The organism is Alysiella crassa DSM 2578, from assembly GCF_000745955.1.
GTDB classification, from domain to species: Bacteria; Pseudomonadota; Gammaproteobacteria; order Burkholderiales; family Neisseriaceae; genus Simonsiella; species Simonsiella crassa.
In genome coordinates this window covers 1-23,001 of record NZ_JQKH01000028.1, presented here as the reverse complement: position 1 = coordinate 23,001, position 23,001 = coordinate 1, and the positions used below count along the sequence as shown (strand labels likewise).

At 44.8% G+C, this 23,001-nt stretch carries 23 protein-coding genes; 1 reads left to right on the top strand and 22 read right to left on the bottom strand.

Annotated features, from left to right (window positions below; genetic code table 11):
- Positions 1 to 413 precede the first annotated feature (413 nt).
- From Q338_RS05690 to Q338_RS14790, 16 genes are all read right to left on the bottom strand, one after another.
- Complete coding sequence (locus tag Q338_RS05690) at positions 414 to 782, bottom strand: hypothetical protein (protein WP_034292928.1); 369 nt, start codon at positions 780 to 782, stop codon at positions 414 to 416.
- Positions 783 to 1,031: a hypothetical protein gene (locus Q338_RS05685; protein ID WP_034292926.1), complete on the bottom strand. Its 249-nt coding sequence runs from the start codon at positions 1,029 to 1,031 to the stop codon at positions 783 to 785. It lies immediately after the preceding gene.
- A gap of 13 nt (positions 1,032 to 1,044) precedes the next feature.
- Positions 1,045 to 1,470, bottom strand: a complete 426-nt coding sequence (locus tag Q338_RS05680) for a hypothetical protein (protein WP_034292924.1) — start codon at positions 1,468 to 1,470, stop codon at positions 1,045 to 1,047.
- A 430-nt stretch (positions 1,471 to 1,900) separates the two neighbouring features.
- Complete coding sequence (locus tag Q338_RS05675) at positions 1,901 to 3,028, bottom strand: relaxase family protein (protein WP_034292922.1); 1,128 nt, start codon at positions 3,026 to 3,028, stop codon at positions 1,901 to 1,903.
- On the bottom strand, positions 3,003 to 3,569 hold the full coding sequence (gene mobC / locus Q338_RS05670) for a plasmid mobilization relaxosome protein MobC (RefSeq protein WP_034292920.1): 567 nt from the start codon (positions 3,567 to 3,569) through the stop codon (positions 3,003 to 3,005). The genes Q338_RS05675 and mobC overlap by 26 nt, the downstream gene beginning before the upstream one ends.
- Positions 3,566 to 3,745: a hypothetical protein gene (locus Q338_RS05665; protein WP_034292918.1), complete on the bottom strand. Its 180-nt coding sequence runs from the start codon at positions 3,743 to 3,745 to the stop codon at positions 3,566 to 3,568. The genes mobC and Q338_RS05665 overlap by 4 nt, the downstream gene beginning before the upstream one ends.
- Complete coding sequence (locus tag Q338_RS05660; RefSeq protein WP_034292916.1) at positions 3,726 to 4,295, bottom strand: HNH endonuclease; 570 nt, start codon at positions 4,293 to 4,295, stop codon at positions 3,726 to 3,728. Before Q338_RS05660 ends, Q338_RS05665 begins: the two co-directional genes overlap by 20 nt.
- 78 nt (positions 4,296 to 4,373) lie before the next feature.
- A complete protein-coding gene (locus Q338_RS05655; RefSeq protein ID WP_034292914.1) occupies positions 4,374 to 7,373 on the bottom strand; it encodes an LPD7 domain-containing protein in 3,000 nt (999 codons plus the stop codon).
- Complete coding sequence (locus tag Q338_RS05650) at positions 7,370 to 9,511, bottom strand: type IV secretory system conjugative DNA transfer family protein (protein WP_051968510.1); 2,142 nt, start codon at positions 9,509 to 9,511, stop codon at positions 7,370 to 7,372. Before Q338_RS05650 ends, Q338_RS05655 begins: the two co-directional genes overlap by 4 nt.
- 19 nt (positions 9,512 to 9,530) lie before the next feature.
- Positions 9,531 to 10,592, bottom strand: coding sequence for a P-type DNA transfer ATPase VirB11 (virB11, locus tag Q338_RS05645; protein WP_034292912.1), 1,062 nt, complete (start codon positions 10,590 to 10,592; stop codon positions 9,531 to 9,533).
- Positions 10,593 to 10,607: 15 nt separating this feature from the next.
- On the bottom strand, positions 10,608 to 10,781 hold the full coding sequence (locus Q338_RS14410; protein WP_156961041.1) for a hypothetical protein: 174 nt from the start codon (positions 10,779 to 10,781) through the stop codon (positions 10,608 to 10,610).
- 69 nt (positions 10,782 to 10,850) lie between these two features.
- Positions 10,851 to 12,170 carry a type IV secretion system protein VirB10 gene (virB10, locus tag Q338_RS05640; protein ID WP_034292909.1) on the bottom strand — a complete coding sequence of 440 codons (1,320 nt, stop codon included), beginning with the start codon at positions 12,168 to 12,170 and terminating at the stop codon, positions 10,851 to 10,853.
- A gap of 12 nt (positions 12,171 to 12,182) precedes the next feature.
- The gene (locus tag Q338_RS05635; protein ID WP_034292907.1) at positions 12,183 to 12,998 is read right to left on the bottom strand and encodes a TrbG/VirB9 family P-type conjugative transfer protein; all 816 of its coding nucleotides are present in this window, start codon (positions 12,996 to 12,998) and stop codon (positions 12,183 to 12,185) included.
- Positions 12,995 to 13,696 (bottom strand): virB8 family protein, encoded by a 702-nt coding sequence (locus Q338_RS05630; protein WP_034292905.1) that lies wholly within the window; start codon positions 13,694 to 13,696, stop codon positions 12,995 to 12,997. The genes Q338_RS05635 and Q338_RS05630 overlap by 4 nt, the downstream gene beginning before the upstream one ends.
- Positions 13,697 to 13,715: 19 nt before the next feature.
- On the bottom strand, positions 13,716 to 15,833 hold the full coding sequence (locus tag Q338_RS05625) for a DNA topoisomerase (RefSeq protein WP_034292903.1): 2,118 nt from the start codon (positions 15,831 to 15,833) through the stop codon (positions 13,716 to 13,718).
- Positions 15,826 to 15,999 carry a putative periplasmic lipoprotein gene (locus tag Q338_RS14790; RefSeq protein WP_169815848.1) on the bottom strand — a complete coding sequence of 58 codons (174 nt, stop codon included), beginning with the start codon at positions 15,997 to 15,999 and terminating at the stop codon, positions 15,826 to 15,828. The genes Q338_RS05625 and Q338_RS14790 overlap by 8 nt, the downstream gene beginning before the upstream one ends.
- Positions 16,000 to 16,142: 143 nt before the next feature.
- Between Q338_RS14790 and Q338_RS05620 the strand changes: the two genes are divergently transcribed.
- Positions 16,143 to 16,709 (top strand): hypothetical protein, encoded by a 567-nt coding sequence (locus Q338_RS05620; protein WP_034292901.1) that lies wholly within the window; start codon positions 16,143 to 16,145, stop codon positions 16,707 to 16,709.
- A gap of 57 nt (positions 16,710 to 16,766) precedes the next feature.
- Here the strand turns inward: Q338_RS05620 and Q338_RS05615 are convergent, their stop codons facing one another.
- From Q338_RS05615 to Q338_RS05595, 6 genes are all read right to left on the bottom strand, one after another.
- Complete coding sequence (locus Q338_RS05615; protein WP_051968509.1) at positions 16,767 to 17,765, bottom strand: type IV secretion system protein; 999 nt, start codon at positions 17,763 to 17,765, stop codon at positions 16,767 to 16,769.
- An 81-nt stretch (positions 17,766 to 17,846) separates the two neighbouring features.
- Positions 17,847 to 18,506 carry a type IV secretion system protein gene (locus Q338_RS05610; RefSeq protein ID WP_034292899.1) on the bottom strand — a complete coding sequence of 220 codons (660 nt, stop codon included), beginning with the start codon at positions 18,504 to 18,506 and terminating at the stop codon, positions 17,847 to 17,849.
- A gap of 74 nt (positions 18,507 to 18,580) precedes the next feature.
- A complete protein-coding gene (locus Q338_RS05605) occupies positions 18,581 to 21,046 on the bottom strand; it encodes a VirB4 family type IV secretion/conjugal transfer ATPase (RefSeq protein WP_245946709.1) in 2,466 nt (821 codons plus the stop codon).
- A complete protein-coding gene (locus Q338_RS14045) occupies positions 20,940 to 21,359 on the bottom strand; it encodes a type IV secretion system protein VirB3 (RefSeq protein WP_084693543.1) in 420 nt (139 codons plus the stop codon). Before Q338_RS14045 ends, Q338_RS05605 begins: the two co-directional genes overlap by 107 nt.
- Before the next feature lie 16 nt (positions 21,360 to 21,375).
- Positions 21,376 to 21,777 carry a TrbC/VirB2 family protein gene (locus tag Q338_RS05600; protein WP_034292897.1) on the bottom strand — a complete coding sequence of 134 codons (402 nt, stop codon included), beginning with the start codon at positions 21,775 to 21,777 and terminating at the stop codon, positions 21,376 to 21,378.
- 108 nt (positions 21,778 to 21,885) lie between these two features.
- Entirely contained in the window at positions 21,886 to 22,755 is an 870-nt protein-coding gene (locus Q338_RS05595) for a lytic transglycosylase domain-containing protein (RefSeq protein ID WP_034292895.1), read from the bottom strand.
- Between the last annotated feature and the right edge of the window lie 246 nt (positions 22,756 to 23,001).

Genomic DNA, 23,001 nt, shown 5'->3' with positions numbered 1-23,001 from the left:
CTTTTTTGTGAATACTGTAACCACCATAACCACTATGGAAATAATGTGTAACCAGTCAATTTGAAATTAAATTTATTAAAATTCAAACAATTATATATTTGTAACCATTGTAACCACCGTAACCACAAAAATTTATCAGAATAAAAACTAGGCTGTACTAACTCACATGATATATAAATTCAGGTGGTTATGGTGGTTACAATGGTTACAGTATTATTTTTACTGAAAAATACTTAATAATTTAGTTGGTTACAAGGTGGTTACATAGTGGTTACATCTATTTTTCAGAGAAAAAATTTTAGGGGAATGGTGCAAATATTTGGGGCGGCTGGTTTCTTTTTCTGATGAAAGGTTTCAGATAGCTTGAAACAACAAAAATAGCCTATTCCCACAATGGAAATAGGCTATTTAAATTATTCCAAATATAATTCAGTTGGTAATGAAAACGGTGGGTGTTCTGAAAAATCCACAATTCTAATGGCATTATCCCATTTCATATAGTGCAACACATATTTTGATGTCTGCTCGCCAAATGGTTTATTCACATCATATTCAGGAATGCCGATGTGGTAATGCCAAAGTCTATGTTGCTGGGCATATTGGACTTTTTCTAGCCACTTGGGGTCATCTTTTGGGACTTCGTGAGATGGTTTATTTCTGCCAGCTAAACCAGTAAAGCCATGCTTTTGAATATGCAGGATAAAATCAGCAATTTTGATTTTGTCGGCGGTAGGGTAGTTTTTTAACTCTTGTTGAAAGCGTTTTCCTAATTCTACGTTCATTTACTGCTCCAACCACTTGATTAAATCATCTCTATTTTCAAATTTAGGAACAGCCACGAAATCATCTTCAACCCGTGATTTCATGCGTTCTAAATCAAAATTAAATGGTTCATCAGTATTTTGGCTATGAACGTGGTTAATTAACAATTCTGTAACATATTCTGATTTGTTTTGCCCCTTAATAGAAACCAATTTTTCTAATTTTTGATTGATTTCATCAGACAAAATCAAATTTAAAACAGCACTCATGATTTTTCCTTTCTTAAGCTAAACCGTCCGAAGTGGCGTTTTTCCAGTCAAATTTTTTGATGCCTTTTTTCAGTTTGGGCTTATCCGTAGGTGTGGGCTTTTCCTGCTCGGTGGATACTTCGCTGTTTTGTGTGTTGGGTGTATTTTTGGGAGCAGGTGCATTAGGTGGAGAAACCGCTTTTTCCTTTTGATGAATAATCGGCTTGGGCGGTTCAACAACCGTTTGGGGTGTCGGTGTTTTGGGCTGAATGTTTTTCACGATAAAAGCGTGTAGCGTTTTTCGTGTAACCACGAGCATTTTTTTCTCGGACAAATAACGCAGAATATCAGGCTCGGAATAGCCGTGTTGCCATAAAATTTGAATATCACTCAAATACGGCTGTAATTTTGAGCGGAAAGTCGGCGTGTTCTCTGCCATAAAATCATCTAAATCACTCATAAGCAAAATTCCTAAATTACTTCCCTAAATCGTACCATATTATTTCCAAATTAGGAATTTATTTTATCAAGAAAGGATTTTTTCCCCTAATTTACTGTTTCATTTTTACCATAATTGGATTTTTAATTTCCTTTTGATGAAAATTATGTATCTTAATTTACCAAAATATTACCAAATTACTACCAAAAATGGCTAAATTTGTACTAAATAGACGGGGTGGGCTGATTTTTCTTTATTTAAAAACCTTAAAAATTTAGAACGCAGGATAGGCACAACGTGCCAAAAACACCGCTAAATGCGATGTTTTACATTCCGCTTTCGCGGAAACGCCCCTTGTGGGGCTGGGTCATCAGGCACAAAAAAAGGCACTCCGAAGCCCATAGTGGACTTCGGAATGCCTTTGGTATCAGAAAGAAAGTAGGGCAGCGCGTCAGCGTTCCATTTCCCAATTATCACAACTGGGATTTTTCGGCTCGGCTTTCGGCTCGTTGGTTTGGGTTTGAGATTGTTGGAGAGAATGCGCGTGGCGGTCGTAGATTTGTTGGGCTTGGGTGTCCAAACTTTTTCCTGAAACTTCGTTGGCAAAATCTTTCATGATTTTGGCTTCGGTTTTGTACCCCAATTTGTACAATTCCCTTGAAATCAAGCTGTACTGCTCGGTAATGTGGTCTTTGGCTTGCTGGGCTTTTTCCTGAAAAGGGTGTTGCGGTCGCTGTTGCGCTTTCAGGGCTTCTAAAATCGCTTCAACATTGGCTTGGGCAATGTGGCTACGCTTGATGTTTTCAGGCTGCTTACCCTGTTTTTCTTCCTGCATGGTGCGAATGATAATTTGGCGAATGTCGGCTTTCTGCCCCTTAATGCTCTGACCGCGATGTTGTCGCCGCGTGGCGGTGCATTCTACACCTTGTTCACGCATTTTTTCAGCAAAGCGGACACGCCATTCAAACAAATCATTTTTGCGTGGATTTAAGCGGATACCGTCTTCATCACGAACCATGACACACAAGTGGACGTGTGGGTGGGGTGGCTCGCCGTCTCGCTCGCTTTCGTGATGTAAGGCAAAGGCATATTCATGTTTTTCAAACTGTTCAGCCGCAAATTGACGAGCCGCATTCAGTACGGCTTGCGGTGGCGTACCTGCTGGCATGGACAGCACAATGTTAATCGCTTCGCGTTTATCGGAATTTTGGGGAATGCCTGATTTCTGCCAATGGTTCATCAGGGATTGAATGGCTGGATTACCTTGAACTTTGTCGCCATGATTGGTTTCAAGTGGCAATTTGCCATTGCGCGAAATGTATTTCATGTGGTTTTGTACACCGTTAATTCCTTTGGAATTTTTGCTCACGCGCTTGGCGATTTTAACCATAACTTCGGGCTTTTTGGCGGCGGCTGCCTGTAAATTTTTCAAACCTGTACCCGATTTCAAGCCTGTTTTGGCAAATGGCTTGGGGCTGCGGTTTGGACTGCCACCAGCCAAAGAACTGCGCTTGGGCTTCACGGCATGGGTTTTGTAGCCGATAAACCAATCATCAATCTGCCTGTTTAGATGCTGCATACATCAATCTCCAACTTTCACTAAATTTAAGCGGTTTTTCTTGCTTTTCCAGCACCCTATGAACAATATCCGTGTGATAGTCCAAATATTCCACAAGTTCATTAAGCTGTTTGGTGGTAAGTGATTGGGGCGACATTTCATTAAATTGTCTTGCTATCTGATTGATATTTCGCCCAATCCGTAAAAGCTGGTAATTGTATTGAAACAGAGCTTGAACCGCGTCATTGCCTAAAACAGGGTTTTTAGTAATGTATTCGGCGATGATGTCTCGGGCTACTTCGTTTAGGGTGCTATGTTGTTCTTTGGCTTTTTGAGTCAAATAAACCTGTTGCTTGGGCGGTAATCGCAAGGTTAAACGCTCAAATAATTGTTCTTCATGTGTATTTATTATTTCAGGCTGCCTGATTTGCGCTTGCAACAATTTTTTGGCGAGCAGAGAAACGCTGGCTTTACCGTAGCGTTCTTTGGCGATTTGCCGCAACTGCTGAATTTCATCAGTTGTTAAGCCGTAAACATCTATTTTCTTTGATGAATTTTTCACTTTTTTCTCCGACTATTGCGTTTTGAAGTGCGCCGCCAATACTGTTTTTCACAGCGTTGGCAGCAATAGCGAAAGCGACGGTCGCTGGTTTCGGTAACGACCACACCCACACCGCAATTTTGGCAATAAAATTGACGTGGTAAAGCCAAGTCGCCACTAAATTGATTGACTTTCATTTTCCAAATCTTTCAATAGATTACGGTAGTATTCGGCAATCTCATCTTGTTGGCTGGCGGATAGTTTTTGGGTTGCATTTGGCAGGTTTTTCAGGCGAATAAGCTCATCAATTTGGCTTTGGTTCAATCGCTCATGTAACCACGCAGCACTTTCCAAAATATCCTTGCTAAACCAATAATTATGACAATGGTGGCAGAGTGCAGCCGCATTGTCGGGGTGGTAGCGAATGCTGTAAAAACGCCTTGAAAAATGGTGGGAACATTGCAAACCTTTTGATTTTTTGGGATATTGCTTACCACAACGTTCACAACAATAATTTGCCCTTGCCCTGATGTAGTCCGAAAAGGCTAAATCGGCGGCGGTGTGGGTAAATTTTTCGGTGGGGGTGTTGGGTTTTTCTTTGTGCAATTTTTTCATTAAAACAATGGTTTCACTCAATAAGTCGTAGAGCGCGGTTTGCTGAAATTTTTTGCAATCACGTTGCCAAATTTTCAACTGGGCGATATGTGCTTCAATCGGGTTACTTTCTTTGAGTTTAATTACGGTCATGGTATTCTCCCAAAAACAAAACCCTGCTTAACCATTTGGCTAAACAGGGCTTTTGGTTTCAAAAATCAACAAATCAAATCAGCGTTCCATTTCCCAATCATCACGGCTGGGCACGCGCTCGTGGGCTTTTTCTTGCGCTTTTTCAGGCTGCCTATCTTGCGTTTTGGCAGGGTCGGGCGCGTGGTATTTGCCATTGCGGATTAAATCCGTTTGGTTCTCGTAAATGGCTTGGCGCGTTTTTTCGTGAAATTCGGCTGGCATATGGCGCATGGCTGCCAATGCTTGCCGCTCGTAAAAACGTGCTTTGTGCTGCTGTTCGGTCGGCAAGGTTGCCAATTTGCTTTCGTATTGCGCTTTGGCGGTGTCGCTGGGTTTGGGGGTATTGGTCTGTTGCGCTTGCGCGGCATGGGCTTTGACCGTGTCCGCCGCTTTAACTGCTTCGGTAGGAATGGTTTTCATGGTGCTTTCGGGGCGTTCAGGGGTTGCGGATTGCTGTTTCAGCTTTTCGGCTTCGGCAATGCTGTTGGTGGCGCGTTCTTCGCGGCGGCGTTCCAAAATGGCTAAATCTTCGGGGCTGGGTTTGTAGCCTTTGGTGGCAATGCCGCGACTTTCGGCTTCTAACCACATCTGCTGCTTAAATTCTTGGCTGCCTGAAATTTTGATACTGTCCCAACCTTTGGCTTTTGCTACGTCTAACATATCCTGAATGGTTTGTTTGTCGTCTCGGGCGGTTTGAATGGTTTTACCCTTGTCTTCAAACAACACGGTTTGGGGATTATCGGGCGCGGTGTAACGCAGCAAATGTGCGCCCATTTCGTAGTTGGCAACGCGGAAACGCTGGGCATCTACGGCAATCATGCGACTTTGCAAATGGGCTGGGATTGTGTAATCCAAACCTGTATTGGCTTGGGATTTTTCCTGCTCGGGGGCAGGGCGTTCAGGTTCGTTTTTTTCTTGCTTGGATTCTTCTGTTTCAAGCTCGGTCGTGGGCGGTGTTTGCGCTACGCTGGGATTTTCAGGCTGCCTGAATTCGGTTTTTTCGGGTTCAGCAGGGTCAATTTCACGCTGGAACGCTTCGTATTCAATGGTATTGTGCATTTCCTGTTCGGGTTCATCAGGTTCAAGGTTGGGGCGTTCAGGCTGCCCGATTTTTTCGCTGGGTGTTTCTTGTTCAGCTTGATTGGTTTCTGAAACGGAAACAGCCACATCATTTTCTGATGTGGCTGTCTCGGGTTCAGGCTGCCTGAAATCGGCAGGGGTGGTTTCGGGTTCAGGTGTTTGGGCTTCTTGCTGATTTTGTGCGACTTGCGGACGCTCTTTGGGCAAATCTTCAAAATTGTAATCGTAGAAATCGGGGGTGCGCTCGTTTTCAGATTGGCTGAATAATTGTTCAGATACAACGTGTTGTCCCTGTTGTAATTCATGATTTTTAAGCCATTCATTAGACTGTTGTAATGCGGTATTCAAATCATTGGTGTATAAATAATCCACGATTTCTCCCTTTTCATGAAAAGAAACCGTAAAATCACGCGCCGCTTCATAAATGGCTTGGCTGCCATGATTTTTAAATTGCCCTAAAATTTCAACATGATAATCTGAATTTTCAAGATATTTATCTGCTTGAAAAGTCCCTAAACCGCCATGTTGTGATTCAATGTGTGTAGTAAATCCCTGTTGTTTTGCCATTGAATTGAAGTCAGCCAATCGGCTATCTGTTAATGGTTGGCGAGCTTCCCAATCATCTGCGTTTTGGCGTACTTCATCATCGTGGGCTGCCCATTCTGCATAGGGATTGTCGTGTGAATAAGATTTTTGGTTTTCCATGCTGTTTTCCTTTTCAGAAATGGAAACAGCCACATCTTTTTCTGATGTGGCTGCTTGATTGGTTTCGTTGGGTAATTCAGTTTGTGGCTCGGTTTTGCGTTCGTATTCAGGCAAAGGGTCGTAGCCATTTGCCACGCGCCAATAATTGTTTTTCAACAATTCTTCACGCGATAATTCGGGCTTGACGTGTTCCATTTCAGGCTGCCTGAAATCCGTGTCCGCTTCAATTTCAGATTCTTGCGCCATTGCCAAGCCATCAAAACGTTCACGCACCGCGTCAATTCCTGCCAATTTGTGCAAATCGTTGAAATCGGTGGGGATTTTGTTTTCGCCAAATTTTTCTTGAAATTCAGCGATTTGTTTATCGCTAAATTCAGGCAGCAAAATTTGAGCGCGTTCGCCCCACACTTCGGCGGCGGCTTGGGCTTTATGCAAACCCGTTTGGCTGGGGTCGTTGTCGGCAGCAAAATAAACAGGCACATTTTCGGGCAGCACGTTCAACAGCTTTTCCGAAACCGCTTTCAAATTACCAGCGTCAAACGCCACCACAACAGGCTTGCCAGTCGCTTCATGAACGCTGGCGGCGGTCGCAAAACCCTCCGCCAAAATAATGCCTTGTTGATTTTGTTTAAAATCGCCAATAATCGTGTACGCGCCTTGTTTTTGACCGCCATTCAGGAATTTTTTGTTGCCGTCTTCATCAATGGTTTGCACGTTTACCAATTTTTTATCTGAATACAAGGGGATAATCAACTGTTTTTTACCGTTGTATTCGTTTTGGCGCAGCACACTCATGGCGGCTTCGCTCAATCCCAAGCCTTTGTTTTGGGCGTAAGCGTGTTTGGGGTCAGCAGGACTGGCATTTTGCCAAATGCCGTAGGCGGTTTTTTCCGCTTTGGCGTGGGCTTGGGTAATGCGTTCTGCTTCGGCACGTTGTTTTTCTTGGGCGATTTGGGCGCGCTGGGCGAGCGTTTCGGGGCTGGGTGGGGTGTAAGGGCGTTCAGGGCGGTAGCCGTTTTCACGCGCCACTTTAAACAAAGTCGCAATGTGAATGTGTCCTGTTTTAATGGATTTCCACACCGACTGCGCGTCCGTTTGCTTGTAATTGTCGGCTTGGCGCGACCAGTTGTCCCACATTTCAAAGCCGTTTTCGCCCAATTCATCTTTAATCGCCGCGCCCATGCGAAACCATGTCTCGCGGTCTTGTGGGTCAATGTGGTTCAGGGCGTTTTGAATGTTGTCATAATCGCTCATGTTTCATTCTCCGTTGTTTCTATTGAGTTTTCCGCTAATAAAGCTGCGGTTTCGGGCATTTTGTCCAACAGCCACAAATCGGGCAGACCTTGCACGGCAGCCTGAATATCGGGCGCATCATTCACGTTTTCGCGTATCATCAAAGACAAAACACTTGCGCTAACCGCTTCTTTGTTCACGCATTTTTCCCATACAAAACTGTCCATTTCTTCTGCGCTCAATGGCGTAGTGGGTGGCGGTGTTTGCTGTCCGCTAGGACTTTCAGGCTGCCTGAAATCTTGCGTGATTGAATTGGCTGGATTAGCAGGTTGATTTTGTGTTTGATTTTCTTGATGAATTTGATTTGGAATTGGCAAATCCAATTCAGGAATTTTGGGAACTGGGTATTTTTGTTTGTCCAAACGCTCTGTAAAAACAGGGTCTTGCCAATAAATGATTTTTTGCGCGTAAATCGGACGGACTTTGTTCAGCGTAACAATGCAATCGCTGGCGGGCATGGTTTTCATCTCGTCAGGGTTCATCACAGCGCGTTTTTGGTCGGAAATGCTTTGGCTGCGGCTCGTGCCACGACCCGAAGAACGCGAACTGGAACGGCTTTTAAAGGTCTCGTAACCGATGATTTCGCTGTATTCTTGGGCATCTTTTTGGTCGCGTGGGGTGTACAGCACCCGACAGGCAAAATTGGTTGTGAGCGTTCGTGCGGCTTCTTTGCCGTAGATGTCTTCAAGTTGCGATGGCGATTGATTGATAATCAGCAAACGCAAATTGTAGCCAGCGATAAACGCCACAGCGTTCACAATAACCGACATTTTGCCCAATGCTGGGAACTCGTCCATCAACAGCAAACATTGGTATTTCAGCGCAGGATTGTTTTCAGGCAACCCTTGTTGGACATTTACGTCTATCAGTTGGCTAAAAAACAAATTCATCAAATTGCGAAACGTCCCCATTTCCGTAGGCACAATGCCGATGTAAATGGTCATGCGCTTTTTCCGCAATTCATCAAGACGGAAATCATCGGAAGACGTGGCTTTTTCCACAACAGGGTCAAGAAACATACCCAACGGCGCGGTCAGCGATGACAAAATGTCCGCCCCAGTTTTGGGCGAACCGTTCACAAATCCCAACAGCAAAGTTTGGCATTGCGAACTCAAATAGGGGCGGCTTTCAATTTCATCTTTCAGCCATTCATTGAGCGGTCGCCCATCGGTCGGCGAAGTCAGGCGGAACAAATTTGCCAATGTGGTGCGTTGGCGGTAGTCGCTTAAATCGCGCTCGTGTTCGGTTTCAATCAGAAACAAACTCAATCCGACAAACAATTTACGCGCAGATTCCGTGAAAAACGTGGAACTGCCGCTATCGTTGTTGCCCGAAGCGAGCAGAATGTGCGCCATATTCATTAAGTCTTTGTAAGTAAAGCGTGAATCTCGGCGAATATAGGTGTATGGATTCCAACAATGCGACATCAGGGGCGACATGGTTTGTAAAGTGGGGTCGGGGTTCTCTTCGCTGCTCGGCAACACCCCTGCTGGATTGAACAAATAAACTTCTTGCCCATTTTTTTGCCGAAAACCGCCTGTAATCAAAAAATTTTCATATTTGGGGTCGTAAACCACCATACTGTCCCGATAATGCAGACAGTTGGGAATAACAATGCCGACACCTTTACCCGAGCGCGTAGGCGCGTCCAATTCAAAAAATTCATTGCCAAACCAGCGCAAATATTGCCCTTTATGTTTGCCAATCAGAATGTCGGGCATTTTTTGTTTTTCGCGTTCTTTGGCGTTTTGGAGCAGCCCAGCTTGGCGGATTTCCATATCGTTTGCGAAACGCGCCGAGCCGTGCAATTCACGTTTGGGTTTGCCCAAAACCAAAGCCAACATCACAACAATCAAAGGCAAAAAGCCCAACAAAGCCGATAACACCGTAGAAACGACCAAAGGCACAAACATGATTTCAGGCAGCCTGTTCATTTGCCAATATTTCAGCAATAAAAATGGGCTGGGTTCGGTTTTTTTGAGCGAGAGCCAATCCACAAAAACGGTCGCGCCCAAATAAAAACCGCCTGCCAAAGCAAGCGGTTCAAGCACGACCAAAAAAATAACCAGGGGAAGTATGGGGCGTTTCGGTTCAGACATGGTTTTTCCTTTTTGATGATTAACGCCCTTGCAAGGCGTGAAGTTTGGCGACTGGGTTGTAATAAAGTTCCGTCATGTAGGTTCGGTTAAAAAAACACACAACATCAATGGTGGAACGGACGGTATTTAAAATAAAATCATAGTCCATCGTGCGACCTGTCGCGGATTCTTTGGCAAGCTGGGCAATGCGATAAAACACAGATTCAGCATTGTTTGCATGGACGGAAGTCAAGCCTCCTGCGTGTCCTGTATTCAGAGCCGACAAGTAATCCCATGCTTCATCGCCGCGTAACTCGGTCAAGAAAATGCGGTCGGGTTTCAGGCGCATACAAGCAGCAATAATCTGTTTTGCCGTGATGTGTTCTTTGTAGAATAAATGCACATGGTTGGGGTGTTTGGGTAAGTCCAATTCGTGCGTGTCTTCAATCGTGATAATCCGCGTTTTGGGGTCTATCAGGTCGGCAATGGCTTTGGTAAACGTGGTTTTGCCCGAACCTGTACCGCCCACCATGCAAATGTTCAAATGCTTTTCTACCGCCAATTTAAAGAAACTGTTTAAATCACGATTTTCTTTGTATTCCAATAATTTGTATTCCCAATCTTGCAATTTCACATCGTGGGTCAATTTCAGGCTGCCTGAAACATCGGCAAATTGGCTGCCGTTGATGTCTGCCACGTCCGCAAAACCGCTCAATCGCTGCGTTTTGACATAATCATCAAGGGAAAAGCGGCTGTTGGACGGTTTGCGAAACGAAAACACGATTGTCCCATTTTCGCAAGACGGCGGAATAAGGATTTGTCCGCGTTCGCCGTCAGGCAAAGTTACGGAATGAATGGGGTCTTTTTCGGTCAAATGTTTTTGGTTGAATGTGGTTAAGATATTGGCTAAATGGCGCAATTTATCCAACGACAAATCGGGCATTTCCAGCCGCTCCGTGCCTGTTGCGCGTTCAATAAACAGTTCATGTGGACGGTTTATCATCACTTCGGTTACGCCGTTTTGGTTCAGTAATTGGGTAATGCCGAGATTGTCCAGCAAATTGCGAGCGGACGCATCGGCTCGGATTGATTGATTTTGCATGATACCAAACTCCTTTTATTTTTTTAATAAATCATTTGATTTGTGGAAATAGGCTTCCAGTTCTTGGTCTTTTTTGGTTTTTCTTGGCTGTGGCTTTCTCGCTTGGATAAAGCAATCAATCGCATACCCAAAAATGATTAAAATCGGTATAAGCATCGCAATTTTAATTAAAATTTCCATTTTGTTCATTTATTCATATTCCTAAATAAAAATTCAGGCAGCCTGAACAATCAAGCTGCCTGAAAATCATTGATTAAATTAAAATTGATACGGATTAACCACTTCATACACGCCGCCAAAATCCACATCACGCGCCACCATGATGTTGATTAACGTACCATGATTTATGTAGGCGGTCGGCGGAATGTTGATGCTGTTTTTCAGGGCTTCGGTTGCCATGTCCTGTGCGGCTTCGGACGAGTTTTCAAAGGAAATGCGCTGTCCGTCCCCTGAATTTTGGCGGTTGGCGTAGCTGTCGCCCAAGTCGCCAATCAAGCTAATCATGATTGCCCCACCAAAACGCCGCCAAAAATGGTATTTCACTCGTGCGCCCACGCCAGCCGCGCCCAGTTGCCCTGCGGCAGGACTGGCAAGCTGTACCGTAACGCCTTTGGGCGTGGTAACTTCGTTCCACAAAATCCCCACGCGCGCCTGACCTTGCAACATGGCGGCGGTTTGCTCGCCGATGATTTTTGAGCCTTTTTCCAGCAACAAAACTTTGCCGTTTGCCGAGTAAATGTCTCGGGTAATCAGACAACGTGTGAAACCTGCTCGGGTTGTGATGATTTGCGTGTCCAATGTACAGAGAATGTTTGTGCCTTTGGCTAACACATAATCCATTTTACCGCGTTGCATGGCGCGTACAGACGGCGTTTGGGTGGGTTTCAGGCTGTTGGCAAAGGCGTTTTCTTGCGGTTTGCGCTCGTCATCATCAGCAAAATCAGTTTGTGAAGATTGTGAAGCGGTTGCCATAAATGGGCTGTTTTCGGCTTGATTTTCCGCATTCAGGCTGCCTGAGTTGTCCGCGCCACCGTCCGCCGATAAACCACTCCCCGAACTAACCAGCACATCGCCCAATAAACGCGGATTGATGGGCTTTTCTTTCGGTGGCTCGGGTTCGCGTTCCACCTGAACAACTTGGGTTTCTTGAACAGGCTGGGACTGGGGTTGTGGCTGCGCTTGGGTTTCTACCGTTTGAATGGGTGGGACTTCCTGCGGTTGGGACGCGGCGACCGCTTCCGAAGCCACCGCCAATTCCAAACTTTCACGCTCTTTGATGTCGGATTTGTCTTGGTTGAAATTGTGGCTTTGGTTGTTTTGCACCATGTCCATTTCGGGCTTGGTGTTGGTGGCGGTTTCTTCATCGCCGCCAGTAAACACAATCGCCCCAGCCACAATCAGCCCAGTTGCAAACAGCAAACCCAAAAACAAGCCCACTTTACCCATATTGGACTTGCCTTGTGGATTGTCCAAATCGGGCATACCTTTCTCAATTTGGCTGTCGCCGATTTTTTCCGCCAAGCTCGGTTCGGTGGTTTCGGGTGTGGCTTCGGTGGTTTTTTTCTTGAAAAATGCCATTGTTTATTCCCCTTATTTCAATAAACGCACGGATTGATTGTCGTCCGTGCCTGTATGGTTGAACGTGCCTTGTGGATTGAAACCACGATTTTCAATCAGCAAAACCGCGCGACCCAAACGCAACATGATTTTTTCGTTCACTTCATGAATGACGGTGGTGTCATTTTCGCGGTGGGTGTTGAGCAGCGTTTCCGAGCCGTCTGTTTCCACGCGGTAAACGGTGGGAACATCGCGCCCATTGTTGAATTTCAGGTAAGTAAAACGTCCGTTGTCCCACATCGCGGTCGGTGCAAGTTTTTGGCTACCTTGCCCAAAATACAACTGATTGGACGACATCACATCATGCACCGCGCCTGTATCGGTCAAGGTTTTGAGTGCTTGGTCTTGTTTGGCGCGTAAGGCTGCCTGTTTTTGGCGTTGTTCTGCTTGTTTGGCTTTGCGTGTGTCGGGATAATCAAAGCGCAGAATGTAAGTGGGCGGATTTTTTGGATTAGCCATTTTCAAATCAAAGGCATACGTCCGTTTATTGGACACGATAATCATATTGGTAACAGGGTCGGCGGATTTGGGCTTGAAAATGACATTGTTACCGCGTGTTGCGTGTGTCCATGCTTCGGAATGCCCAATCCCCACCAAAGCGTTTGCATCGCTCACGCGCTCGTCTGCTTCAAGCTGCACCATTGCCGCCTTACCAATTTCCGCGTAAATCGGATAAACGCGGTTTTCGCTGTACACTTCGGTACGAATGCGCCCATCGGCAACCGCCGAAAAAGAAGCCGCCACAGTTAAAGTGGCGGCGGTGGTTTTCATCAAAAAATGAGATTTCATTGAATATGCTCCTTATCCACGCGGTAGCTGGTAACTTGGAAGCCCAAAGGATTGATTAAGCGGTCTTCGTCTTTCATGCCAGCGTTTTTGTACTCGTAGGCAATGGTGGCGATGTAGCGTTGTGGTTCAGGCTGCACATCGCTTTTATTGAGCGGAATAACCGCTTTTTCAAACCGAACTTGCGCCATATTCCCCACAAAGGCAATCGCGTTCACTTTAACCACCACTTTTGCGGTATCGCGCAAAATTTTGTGTGGGGCGTTGGGATTGTCTTTGTAGATTTGGCTGAATTGGGCTTGTTCTTGTGGCGAACTCAACAAATTGGTCGCGTCAAACGTATCTTGTACGGTTTGCCAATCGTAACCCTCCCGATAGCGCACATATTGCCCCAGCCAAAACTTGTCCATGACTTCGCCATAGCTTTTTTCCTGTTTTTTCATGGTGGTAACAATGTCGGTCGCGCCTGTATTGTTGTCCACCCGAATAACAAAGGGCTGCACGGTTTTAAGCGGCGTTAAGCCCAACACCGCGCCCACCGCCAAGCCAGTCAAAACCATAGACCCCCCTGCCACATACCAAGCAATTTTCGCCACTTTTTTTGTCCGCTCAATGTCGGACTGATGAAATTTCTTGGCTTCGTCCACCATTTTCAGGGCGGTACGGTGGCTTTGAACCTGCGTTTGTGTTTTGTTTGACATACAAAATCCTTTTTCAAAATCAGTTAGTAAACTCAAATTTCACTTGTTTGTTTTCACGGTCAATTTTCAGTTTGGCGTTAAACGACTTGCCCGATTTGCCCACAAATCCCTTGATTTCGTCCGTGTGTCCGTTTTCAATCAAGACGTGGATTTGTTTATCGGTCAAGGTTTTACCAGCAATGGTTTTCCACAATTTGAAACCGCAATCGCATTCCAAAAGTTTGTTTTTGTCGTTCAGGCTGCCTGAACAGCATGGGCAAACAAAGGTTTTGGCTTGTTTTACACCGCTCAAATCCACAAAGGGCATTTTGTGGGTTTGCAAAATCTGCACCAACTCGCGCACCGCCCACTCAATTTCCGCCATAAATTGTTCGCGCTCACATTGCCCTTTTGCCATTTGCGCCAATTTCCGTTCCCATTGCGCCGTAACCATTGGATTGACGAGCAGGGGATAATGTCGCCGCAAATGTTCAATCACGGCAATGGCGCGTTCGGTGGGGATAAGCTGGTTTTTTTCCACCACCACAAACGGCGGTTTATCGCCTTTGGCTTCTTTGAGTTTGGCAATGGTTGGAGGTCGTGTCGCCGCCGTTCCCAAGCCGCCTGTTTCGCGCATGATGTCGCTCAATTCGTCATCGTCCAGCTTGCGCCCTGCGGTTTCCATTGCTGTGAGCAAGGAACTGTCATTGAGCAATTTGGGGGCTTGGGTTTTGAGTGCTTTTAAATCAATGGTTTGGGCAGATGTGCTTTCGCCATTTTGAATTTCAGGCAGCCTGAAACCTTTTTCTTCGTCTTCGTCCATGCCACCGTACACCGACAACCAACCCCACACTTTCAACACCTTGCCTGTTGTCTGAAACACCACATCGCCCGACTGCGCCGTTCGGGTTGTAACCGCGTATTCGGCTGGCGGAAAAAATGCCGCCATTGTCCGCAACGCCACCATATTGAAAATGGCGTATTCATCGGCTGGCAAAATCTGTTTCAATTCACAATCAGACAGTTGCGATAAAGGCGTTTCCACACCGTTTTTCACAATAAATCCTGTTGGAACAATGGCATAGTGTGAATCAATACGCGAATTATCAAAAACACGCGGATTTTGCACAATCAAGTTTTGATTGTTCATATTCAAAACAATATCTTGATATTCCTGTAATGCGCCCAAACCGTTCAAAGTGGCGGTCATGGTCGGTAAAAAATCTTCGGGCAGCGCGTCAAAATCGGAACGCGGATAAGTTAAGCATTTGTAATCCTGATACAAATTTTGCATGATTTGCAAAGTTTTATCCGCCGAAAATTTGAATTGCTTATTGGCTTGTTTTTGCAAAGCGGTTGCCGAGAACAAATACGGCGCGGATTTTTTGCTGACCGTGAAATCATCTTTTACCATAAAATCAGGGATTTGCTGAATGTTCACCAAAGCGGCTTTTGCCTGATTAAAATCATCAAATTTGGCGACTTTATCGTTTTTATCCAATAATTTAGCGGTAAAATCACCACCGTTCACCGTGAAATCACCGTGAATTTCCCAATAATCCTGCGGTTTGAAATTTTTGTTGGCTTGGTAAGCGTCCACGAACATAGCCAGCGTGGGTGTCATCACGCGACCGACCGCATGAAACAGGGCGCGGCTGCCGTTAATGCCCAAGAGCCAGTCGGCTTCCGCTCGGCTTTTGGCTGCCATGTGCAGGTGGTGGACTGCTGCGCCATCTTTCAGATTGCGCCATGCGTCCAAATAGCCGTCTTGGGTCGTGGACGTAATCCACATACGTTTAACAGGTTTCAGGCAGCCTGAAAGCTCGTAAACGCGGTAAAAAATGCTCTCGCCCTCGCGCTCCGCATCGCAAGCATTGACAACCACAGAAACGTCCGAGCGGTGCAACAAATGTTTCAATAAATCATATTGTTGCTGGGTATTTTCTTTGGCTTTCAGTTGAAATGGGCGTGGCACAATCGGCAAAGGCACATTTTTACTTTCCAATTCAGGTACATACAAATCCACCAAATGCCCAATGCAGTTGCTGATAATCAATTCATTGTTTTCATAGTAGTTTTTACTGCGTGGCACACCCAAAGCGGCGGCGATTTCTTTTGCTACATTGGGCTTTTCGGCGATGATTAGGGTTTTACTCATGTTTTAACTCCAATGGTTGATTATTCATGTTCATCAAAGAATTAGGGGCGGCGTAAACGGTTTCTTGACCGTTAATCGGAAAGAATTTGCCGTATGGTTTGGGCGGATTGTGGCTACACGCTGCCAAACCGAGCGACACAATCATCAAGAAAAAAGTGTGTTTCATGGTGCGATACTCCAAAGAAAAAAGCCTTAAATCGTTGGGATTTAAGACTGGGTTTAAAAAGAGAAAAAATCATTTTTCTAATTGATTTTATTGAGAAAAATGTGTATAATACGCAGTAATTTCAAATTAAATGGGTGTTTACTATGAAAAGCCAAACCATTCAAAATAAGCATTATTTTATTGAGATTTATTCAGGTACTGTAACCGATTTTTCTCAACGCTCCGAAACGCACGTTTCAGGTAGTGGCTCGGAGGGTTCGGTGGAAATCAATAGTCAAGTAACCAATCATTTGCGTTTTTTTCTTGTTGATGAAAATGGTGTGGAAAAGGATTTTCAAGTTACAGACTGGGATATTCCTATACGTGTAGGGCATAAACTAACCATATCAAAACTATCTAACAAAAGAAATGTAGGTGGTGTGGTAGTTGGGGTTAAAAATCTCAATACAGAACAAATTTATATCAATAATAAAGTTATAAATCATTTTAGTGAGACAAAATATGGCGTGTTTCGTATCTTGAGTGGGTTCTTATTTATTTTGATATTAGTGTATATGGTTGGTACATTTGAAGGTACATGGATAGAACCGTTTGCACCCTATCTTTTTGGTTGGGGGTGTGTCATTAGTTTTGTTTATGGATTTATTCAAGATATAAGATTGTCTTCAAAAATAGAAAAATCATTATATTCTATTTTATCAAATATTTAAGATAAAAAACTGCATTCAATAATCAAATTGAATGCAGTTTTCTACTATTTCAACTATCTATTTTCTCCCATTTCCAATATGGTTGCCCATATAACCCATAAATTGCCTTGCTTTTCCGATTGCTGTTTTTCCCTGTCCATAGGCTTTCTGTACACCTACACCACTTAAAGGGCTTGAATGTTTACCGCCATTCAATGCTTGGCGTACAAAATTGACCATTGTAGAGAAGCCCCCTGCACCTGCGCCACCAGTCAGAGCGGACGCAATAGATGGAATACTGAACGCAACGACAACAAGCAAAATCGTAACCAACAAGAACACAGGCAAAATACCAAAAATTTGCAGGCTACTTGCCCAATGCTCTGTAACTAAATTCTGTATGTGGTTTTCAAAAATCTTCATTTGCACAGACATTAAAATGGTAAAAAGTGCAATTGTTACAGCATAATTAAAAATTTGACTAAACCAATTCATTGCGTATTGTCTAGTAGATGAAAACAACATCATGCCTAAAAAGAGTGGACCGATTAACAAAACCATTGCCAATGAAATTTTTGCCACCAAATAATATGCTACTACAATCCCAAAAAAGACAATACCACAACAAATTAAAAACCCTGCTGCTATGTAAAACATTAATTTATCCGCAAAATCAGTCATGCCTAAATCTGATGCTTGCTCTGTAATTTGACTAACCGCCTGCGTTATACTGTCCCATGCGACATCAATCGCGCCCACGTCAAAATTGCCATTGATAATCCCTGCAAGCCACTCGGGAAATTCGTATAGCATACCTGCTATTTTTTGGTATTGTGTTGCATTAAACGCGCAGGCAATAATAATTAACCAAGCCACCGTTTTTTTTGCAAAATCAATGGCATTCCCGTCAAAACCGCGCCCATAAGCGTTTAGAATAATTATCATGAAATAAATGCCAAAACCCATTGAAAATAAGGGCGCAATACTGCTGATTAAATTGGCACTTTGGGCAAATAAATTTGTTCCCAAGCCATCGAGCAGAAAATCGGTGGTATCTTTCCAAAATGTCCCTGCCATTTTGTTTTTCCTTTACATAATTCAGGCAGCCTGAAATATAGCTTACACCATCTTTCAGGCTACCTGTAATAGGGTTAAATATTACATACAGGCTTTGTAATTATTGCCCTTACCCAGTTGTTGTGCAAAACATTTCTGCCGTTGTGCATATTGTTGTTGATGGATTTTTTCCTGCTGCTTGGCGATACGTTCCGCCATATCCAACTTCATTTGCATGGCTTGAATGTAGCCTTGCTCAATGGCAATGCGGTTGGCAAAATCCTGCGCCGCTTTGATGTCTTGCGTGTTTTGCGCTTGGCGACCCAAATCAATGATTTTGTCCATGCGCGACTGGGCTTCTTCCAATGATTTGATATTCAATTTTTGTGTCTGCAAAATCTGCATCAAATTATTTTCATGGGAATATTTTTTGCCATTCAAATCATCTTTGATGTTGGCTGTAACTTTGGCTTTGCTGTACAACTCCGACCATTCGCTGCCAATGCCTGTTGCTGTGTCCAATGTGCTACGAGCCACTTTACCGACATCGCGGAAGCCACTCATGGCTTTGACTTGACTTTCTAACTCTTTCAATTGAGAAATTTGGTTATCAATTTGGGTTTTCATCTGAATGCCCTGTTGAATGGCTTGGGCAACCGCCGCACCGTCAAAAACAGGAATCCCCCCTGCCATGACTGGTTGGCTCAACATCAGGCAGCCTGAAAGTACCACTACTGCGATTTTTTTCATGTGTGTTTTCATGATAAAAAGTCCTTGTGTTAAAAAGAAAAAACGCCGTTTTCACGGCACGAAAAAGCCCCATTACTGGGGCAAACTCAACAAATGGCGAACGCTTCCACCGCTTGCGTGGGCGCATTCAATTTAGACTGGGATTTTTCCGCCCGAATGCGGCGGACGGTTTGCATAAATGGTTGATACCATTGATGAACGTCATCGCCATAAACCGACATCGTTTCATGCAACAATTCAATATTATCGCTGCTGCCTGAAAGGAAAACCATTTCGTCTTTAAAACCATACAAATCCAGTTTTGCAAAGGCGGATTGCTTGGATTGTTTAACCAAAAATGTACGGCTATCCAACGACAACTTAATCAATTCTTGGTACTCTTTCAGGGTCAAGCCGCAACGCTCGTAGCTGCCTGTAAATTCGGCATCGGGGTTGGGCAGAAAAATCTTGGTCGGTGTTTGCTGGACAATCGCGGGGAAAATATCGGCTTTAATCGCGTCTTCGGGCGATTGCGACACCAAAATCAACCAAGAACCGCGTTTACGGTCGGTTTTGAGCATTTTCAACATCAATTCTTCCGTGAATTTGAAGCGCAAGGCATACCAAAACTCTTCAATGATATTAACCAGTAAGCCGTTTTTCTCTGCCACTTTGTCCAACATCAGTTCACGCAAATGGAACAAATAGGCTAAAACTGGCTCGGTCGGTTTGTATTTGTCTTTCAAAATGTCCGACAAATCAAAACCAATGCGCCAAAATTCATCAGGATTGAATAAGTTACGCTCATTGTCCAGAACCCATGCAAAGCGTCCATTTTCGCTGCGACACCATTCAGACAGCCTTACGCGCAAACTGTCGGGGTTGGTCGCATTGTGCGGAATGCTCTGTAACAAATAGCTGAAACTTCTGTATTCAAAATCCATTTCAAACAAAGCATTAACCGCGTTTTGAATGTCTTGGCGTTCTTGGGCGGTCAGTTTACCGTGTTCATCGCGTCCACAAATGCCGACCAATTCGTACAGAAATTCGCGGTTGGTCGGTGTGTCGGGCAGTTGGAACGGATTTAAGCCAGTCGGCACCCCAGCTTCCAGCGCAAAATAATTGCCACCAATCACGCGGATAAACAACTCCATGCCCCTGTCCAAATCCAGCGCGAACAGGTGCGGTTGAAACCGCTCGGCAAACGCCAACAGCGAAGTTTGCAAAGTGGTTTTACCTGTACCAGTCGCGCCCAAAATCAACGTATGCCCTGCGATTTTGTCGCCCACATTGTCTTCTTTGGGATTGGAAAAGTGGAAATTGAAGTGAAACAGCGTTTTGGACACCGTTTGCAGGGGCATAACCGCCGAGCCGTTGCCCAATGGATTGCCGTATTTTTTGCCATAACTGTAATTGTGAATGCCAAAAGTACAGGCTAAATTTTCGGTGGTTTTGGGAAACGAGCGTGGACGCTCCGCGCTGTTGGGGACTTGCGCGTACCAAGTGGACGGTGCGGACGCGCCAGCTTTGGCAAAACGATACGCCCCCGAATTGAGAAACGTGGAATAGGCTCGTGCGCCATTATCCGCCGCTTCCTGCGGTGTTTTGCCAAACACGGTCAAAACCGCGCTGTAATCGCCAAACATCAATTCGCCAGCCGTTAAGCCACCCATGCCGTATTCCAACTCTTCAACTTGTTCAGTTGCCAAATCGCCCACCGATTGCAAGTTATTGATTTGCTTTTTGATATTGCCGAGCATATCGTAAGGGTTGATGAAAATCATGGATTGCGTCAAGGTAAACTCGCAAGGCAAAGTCAAAATACTGGTTAAAATCTTGGGTTTGCTGACACCAAAATCTTTCAAATCGTAAATTGTTGCCCATTTGCGTTCTCCCTGCTCGGGGCGAATTTCTGCCACGTCTGAACCAAAATGCAGCACGGACGCTGGGATAACTTGGTAGGCATTCGTAGCGGAAAGTGGGATAGGCTCGTTGTTGCCGTTAATCAGGCTGCCAAAAAATTGATACACTTCGGAAAAGCCTACACCGTTTTGATTTTGGTAGGCGGTCAGCACGGTTGGGCTGTACGTTTCCAGCGCGCGGAGCAGAATTTGAATTTGCTCTTGGCATTCTTTAATCCCAGCGTCCATGCTGTTGTTTTTGATGATGAGCGTCAGGAAAAAAGTGTTTTCAAAATAATCTTCGGTTTGGAAACGCTGTAAATAGTGGTCGGCAAATTGTTGGCAAAAGGCAGCCTGAAAGTCATATTGTTGATTAAATTCAATTTTGCTGCGCCGTAAAGTTGTCCAAATCGCGGCACGATTACCAAAGGTTTTGCCGATTGCCGAAAACAAATCTTTCAAACCCACGAAGCTGGAAAACAAATGTTTGTCGTCCACACCGTCAAACGCCAAACCCTCCATTTTGATGACAAAACCATAATGTCCTGTTTCAAAATAGACAATTTCATTGGTAACGTGTTGGCAGATTTTCGGTAGAAATTCCGATTGGGCGGGCAGTTTCTTGAAAATTTTGCTGAAAAAATCGCTGATAATCACTGGTTTGTCTCCCATATTTGGTTGAAACAATGGTGGTTGCGCCGTTGAACAGTTCGGCGTGTTGTCGGCGTAACCACCATTTGATTTCAATGCCGTAAATTTTAAAGGCTTGGTCGTCATTGGCTGAAATGCTTCTCAATGCTAGGAAAATCGGAATAACCAGCAATAAGATGAACAATGACTTTCCACCAAGAAAAGTCATTGACACCATGAAAAGCATCATCAGCACGAAAAAACACGCCATAAAGGGAATGAGTGGTACGCCCCAAATCATGGCTTGACGATTTAAACCGTTAAACGTGGGGTATTCGGTTTCAATGTCGTTCATGCTGATGATTTCCTGATTAGCCAAATGTCATTGATTGACCTTTGCTCCACAGCCAAGCCACCAATGCGCCCGAAGCTGCCGCCGCGATAACCCAAATACACGTTACCAAAATATCCATCCATGACTTGCGACCCGACCAGCCTTCAACGCATTGCCACAAGACAATAATCAAGGCAACCACGCCCACAATGCCGTAAATGGCTTTGTAGATTTTATCTGCCATGCCTTTTGCTTCGGCTTCAAAACCTGCGGCGGACGCGAGCGGAGCAGCCCCCAACATCGCCACCACAGCCAAGCCATGCACGGCAGCCTGAACGCTGGTTTTGCCCATGATTGCATTGGATTTGGCTTGCGCTTCCATGATTTCAGGGGTGTATTGAGCGGATTTTTTTGTGATGAAATTCAAGATTTTGTTCATCTTTTTGTTTCCTATGTTTAAAAAATAAAAAAGCCGACACTTTCGTATCGGCACGGATTGCCCTGTTGGGCGGTTTCAAACGGTTAGACCGTTTAAATTGAAATTGGATTATGGCGAAATATCCCATTCAGGCTTGTTACCGCCGTATTTTTCGCGGTATTCCGCGTAGGCGAATACGTCCCATTCGGGCGGTGGTGGCGGTGGTTTTTGGGCTGCTACGACCACAGGTTTTTCATCAGAAACAGGAGTTTGGGCGTTCTGATATTCGGCTGGCATGGGGATATATTGCGCCGTTTCAGGCTGCCTTTGGGCTTGCTGAATGGGCGGTACGCTCGCAACTAATTGATTTTTGCTTAAATCGGTCGCGGTGTGATTGACTTTCAGGCTGCCTGAAAAGCGTATGGTTTGGTTCTGCGAATTGTTTAATGCCGACATGATGATTTTGGTAACGTAGGGTGGTTGCCCTTTAAAATCACTCTTGAAACCAAATTTGAAATTGCCCGAATAGTAGCAACTGAACGCTTTTTGTAAGGCTGCCTGTCCTTTGCCCCCTGCTCGGTCAAAGCACGATTTCAGGATTTTTGCGCCAGCATTGATGTTTTTGCATGGCTCAAACACGGTTTCATAATTCAATCCGTAGGCTGCCAAGTTGTAGCGGTTTACTTGCATTAAACCCATGCTGAAATTTTTGCCTTGTGCGTGAAGAGATTTGGCGGTGGCGACCGCTTCGGCGAGTGTGCGCGGCTGACGTTGTAATCTGCCTTTCACAACGCCAATGGCGTAGGGGTTAAAACCACTTTCCACACGCGCGACTGCTTGCAAGGTGTTGGGGTGTACAGCATTGGTACATTGTGCCGCCAAGTCGTTGAAACGCGGTTGGGTCATGCCTACGGTGGTTTTTTGGGGTAAGGGCGCGGCGAGCGTGGGCAGAGCCGTTGTCATTGCTGCGCCCATCATCAGAAAATGGGTTAATTTCATTCACATTCCTTTTGTTAAGACGAAAAAACACACTTAAAAAAGCGAGTGAACGCGGTTTTAAGTGTGTTTTCTTGTGTGCCCAAATTGTGCCAGTTTGTGATATATTTGTGGCTGTATGTGATGGTATGTACAGACATCACAATTTTTTTGATACTTTATAAATCAATAGTTTAAAAAAAATTAAAATAGGCTTTATCGGACTTTTAATCCGTTGGTCGAGCGTTCGAATCGCTCACGACCCACCAA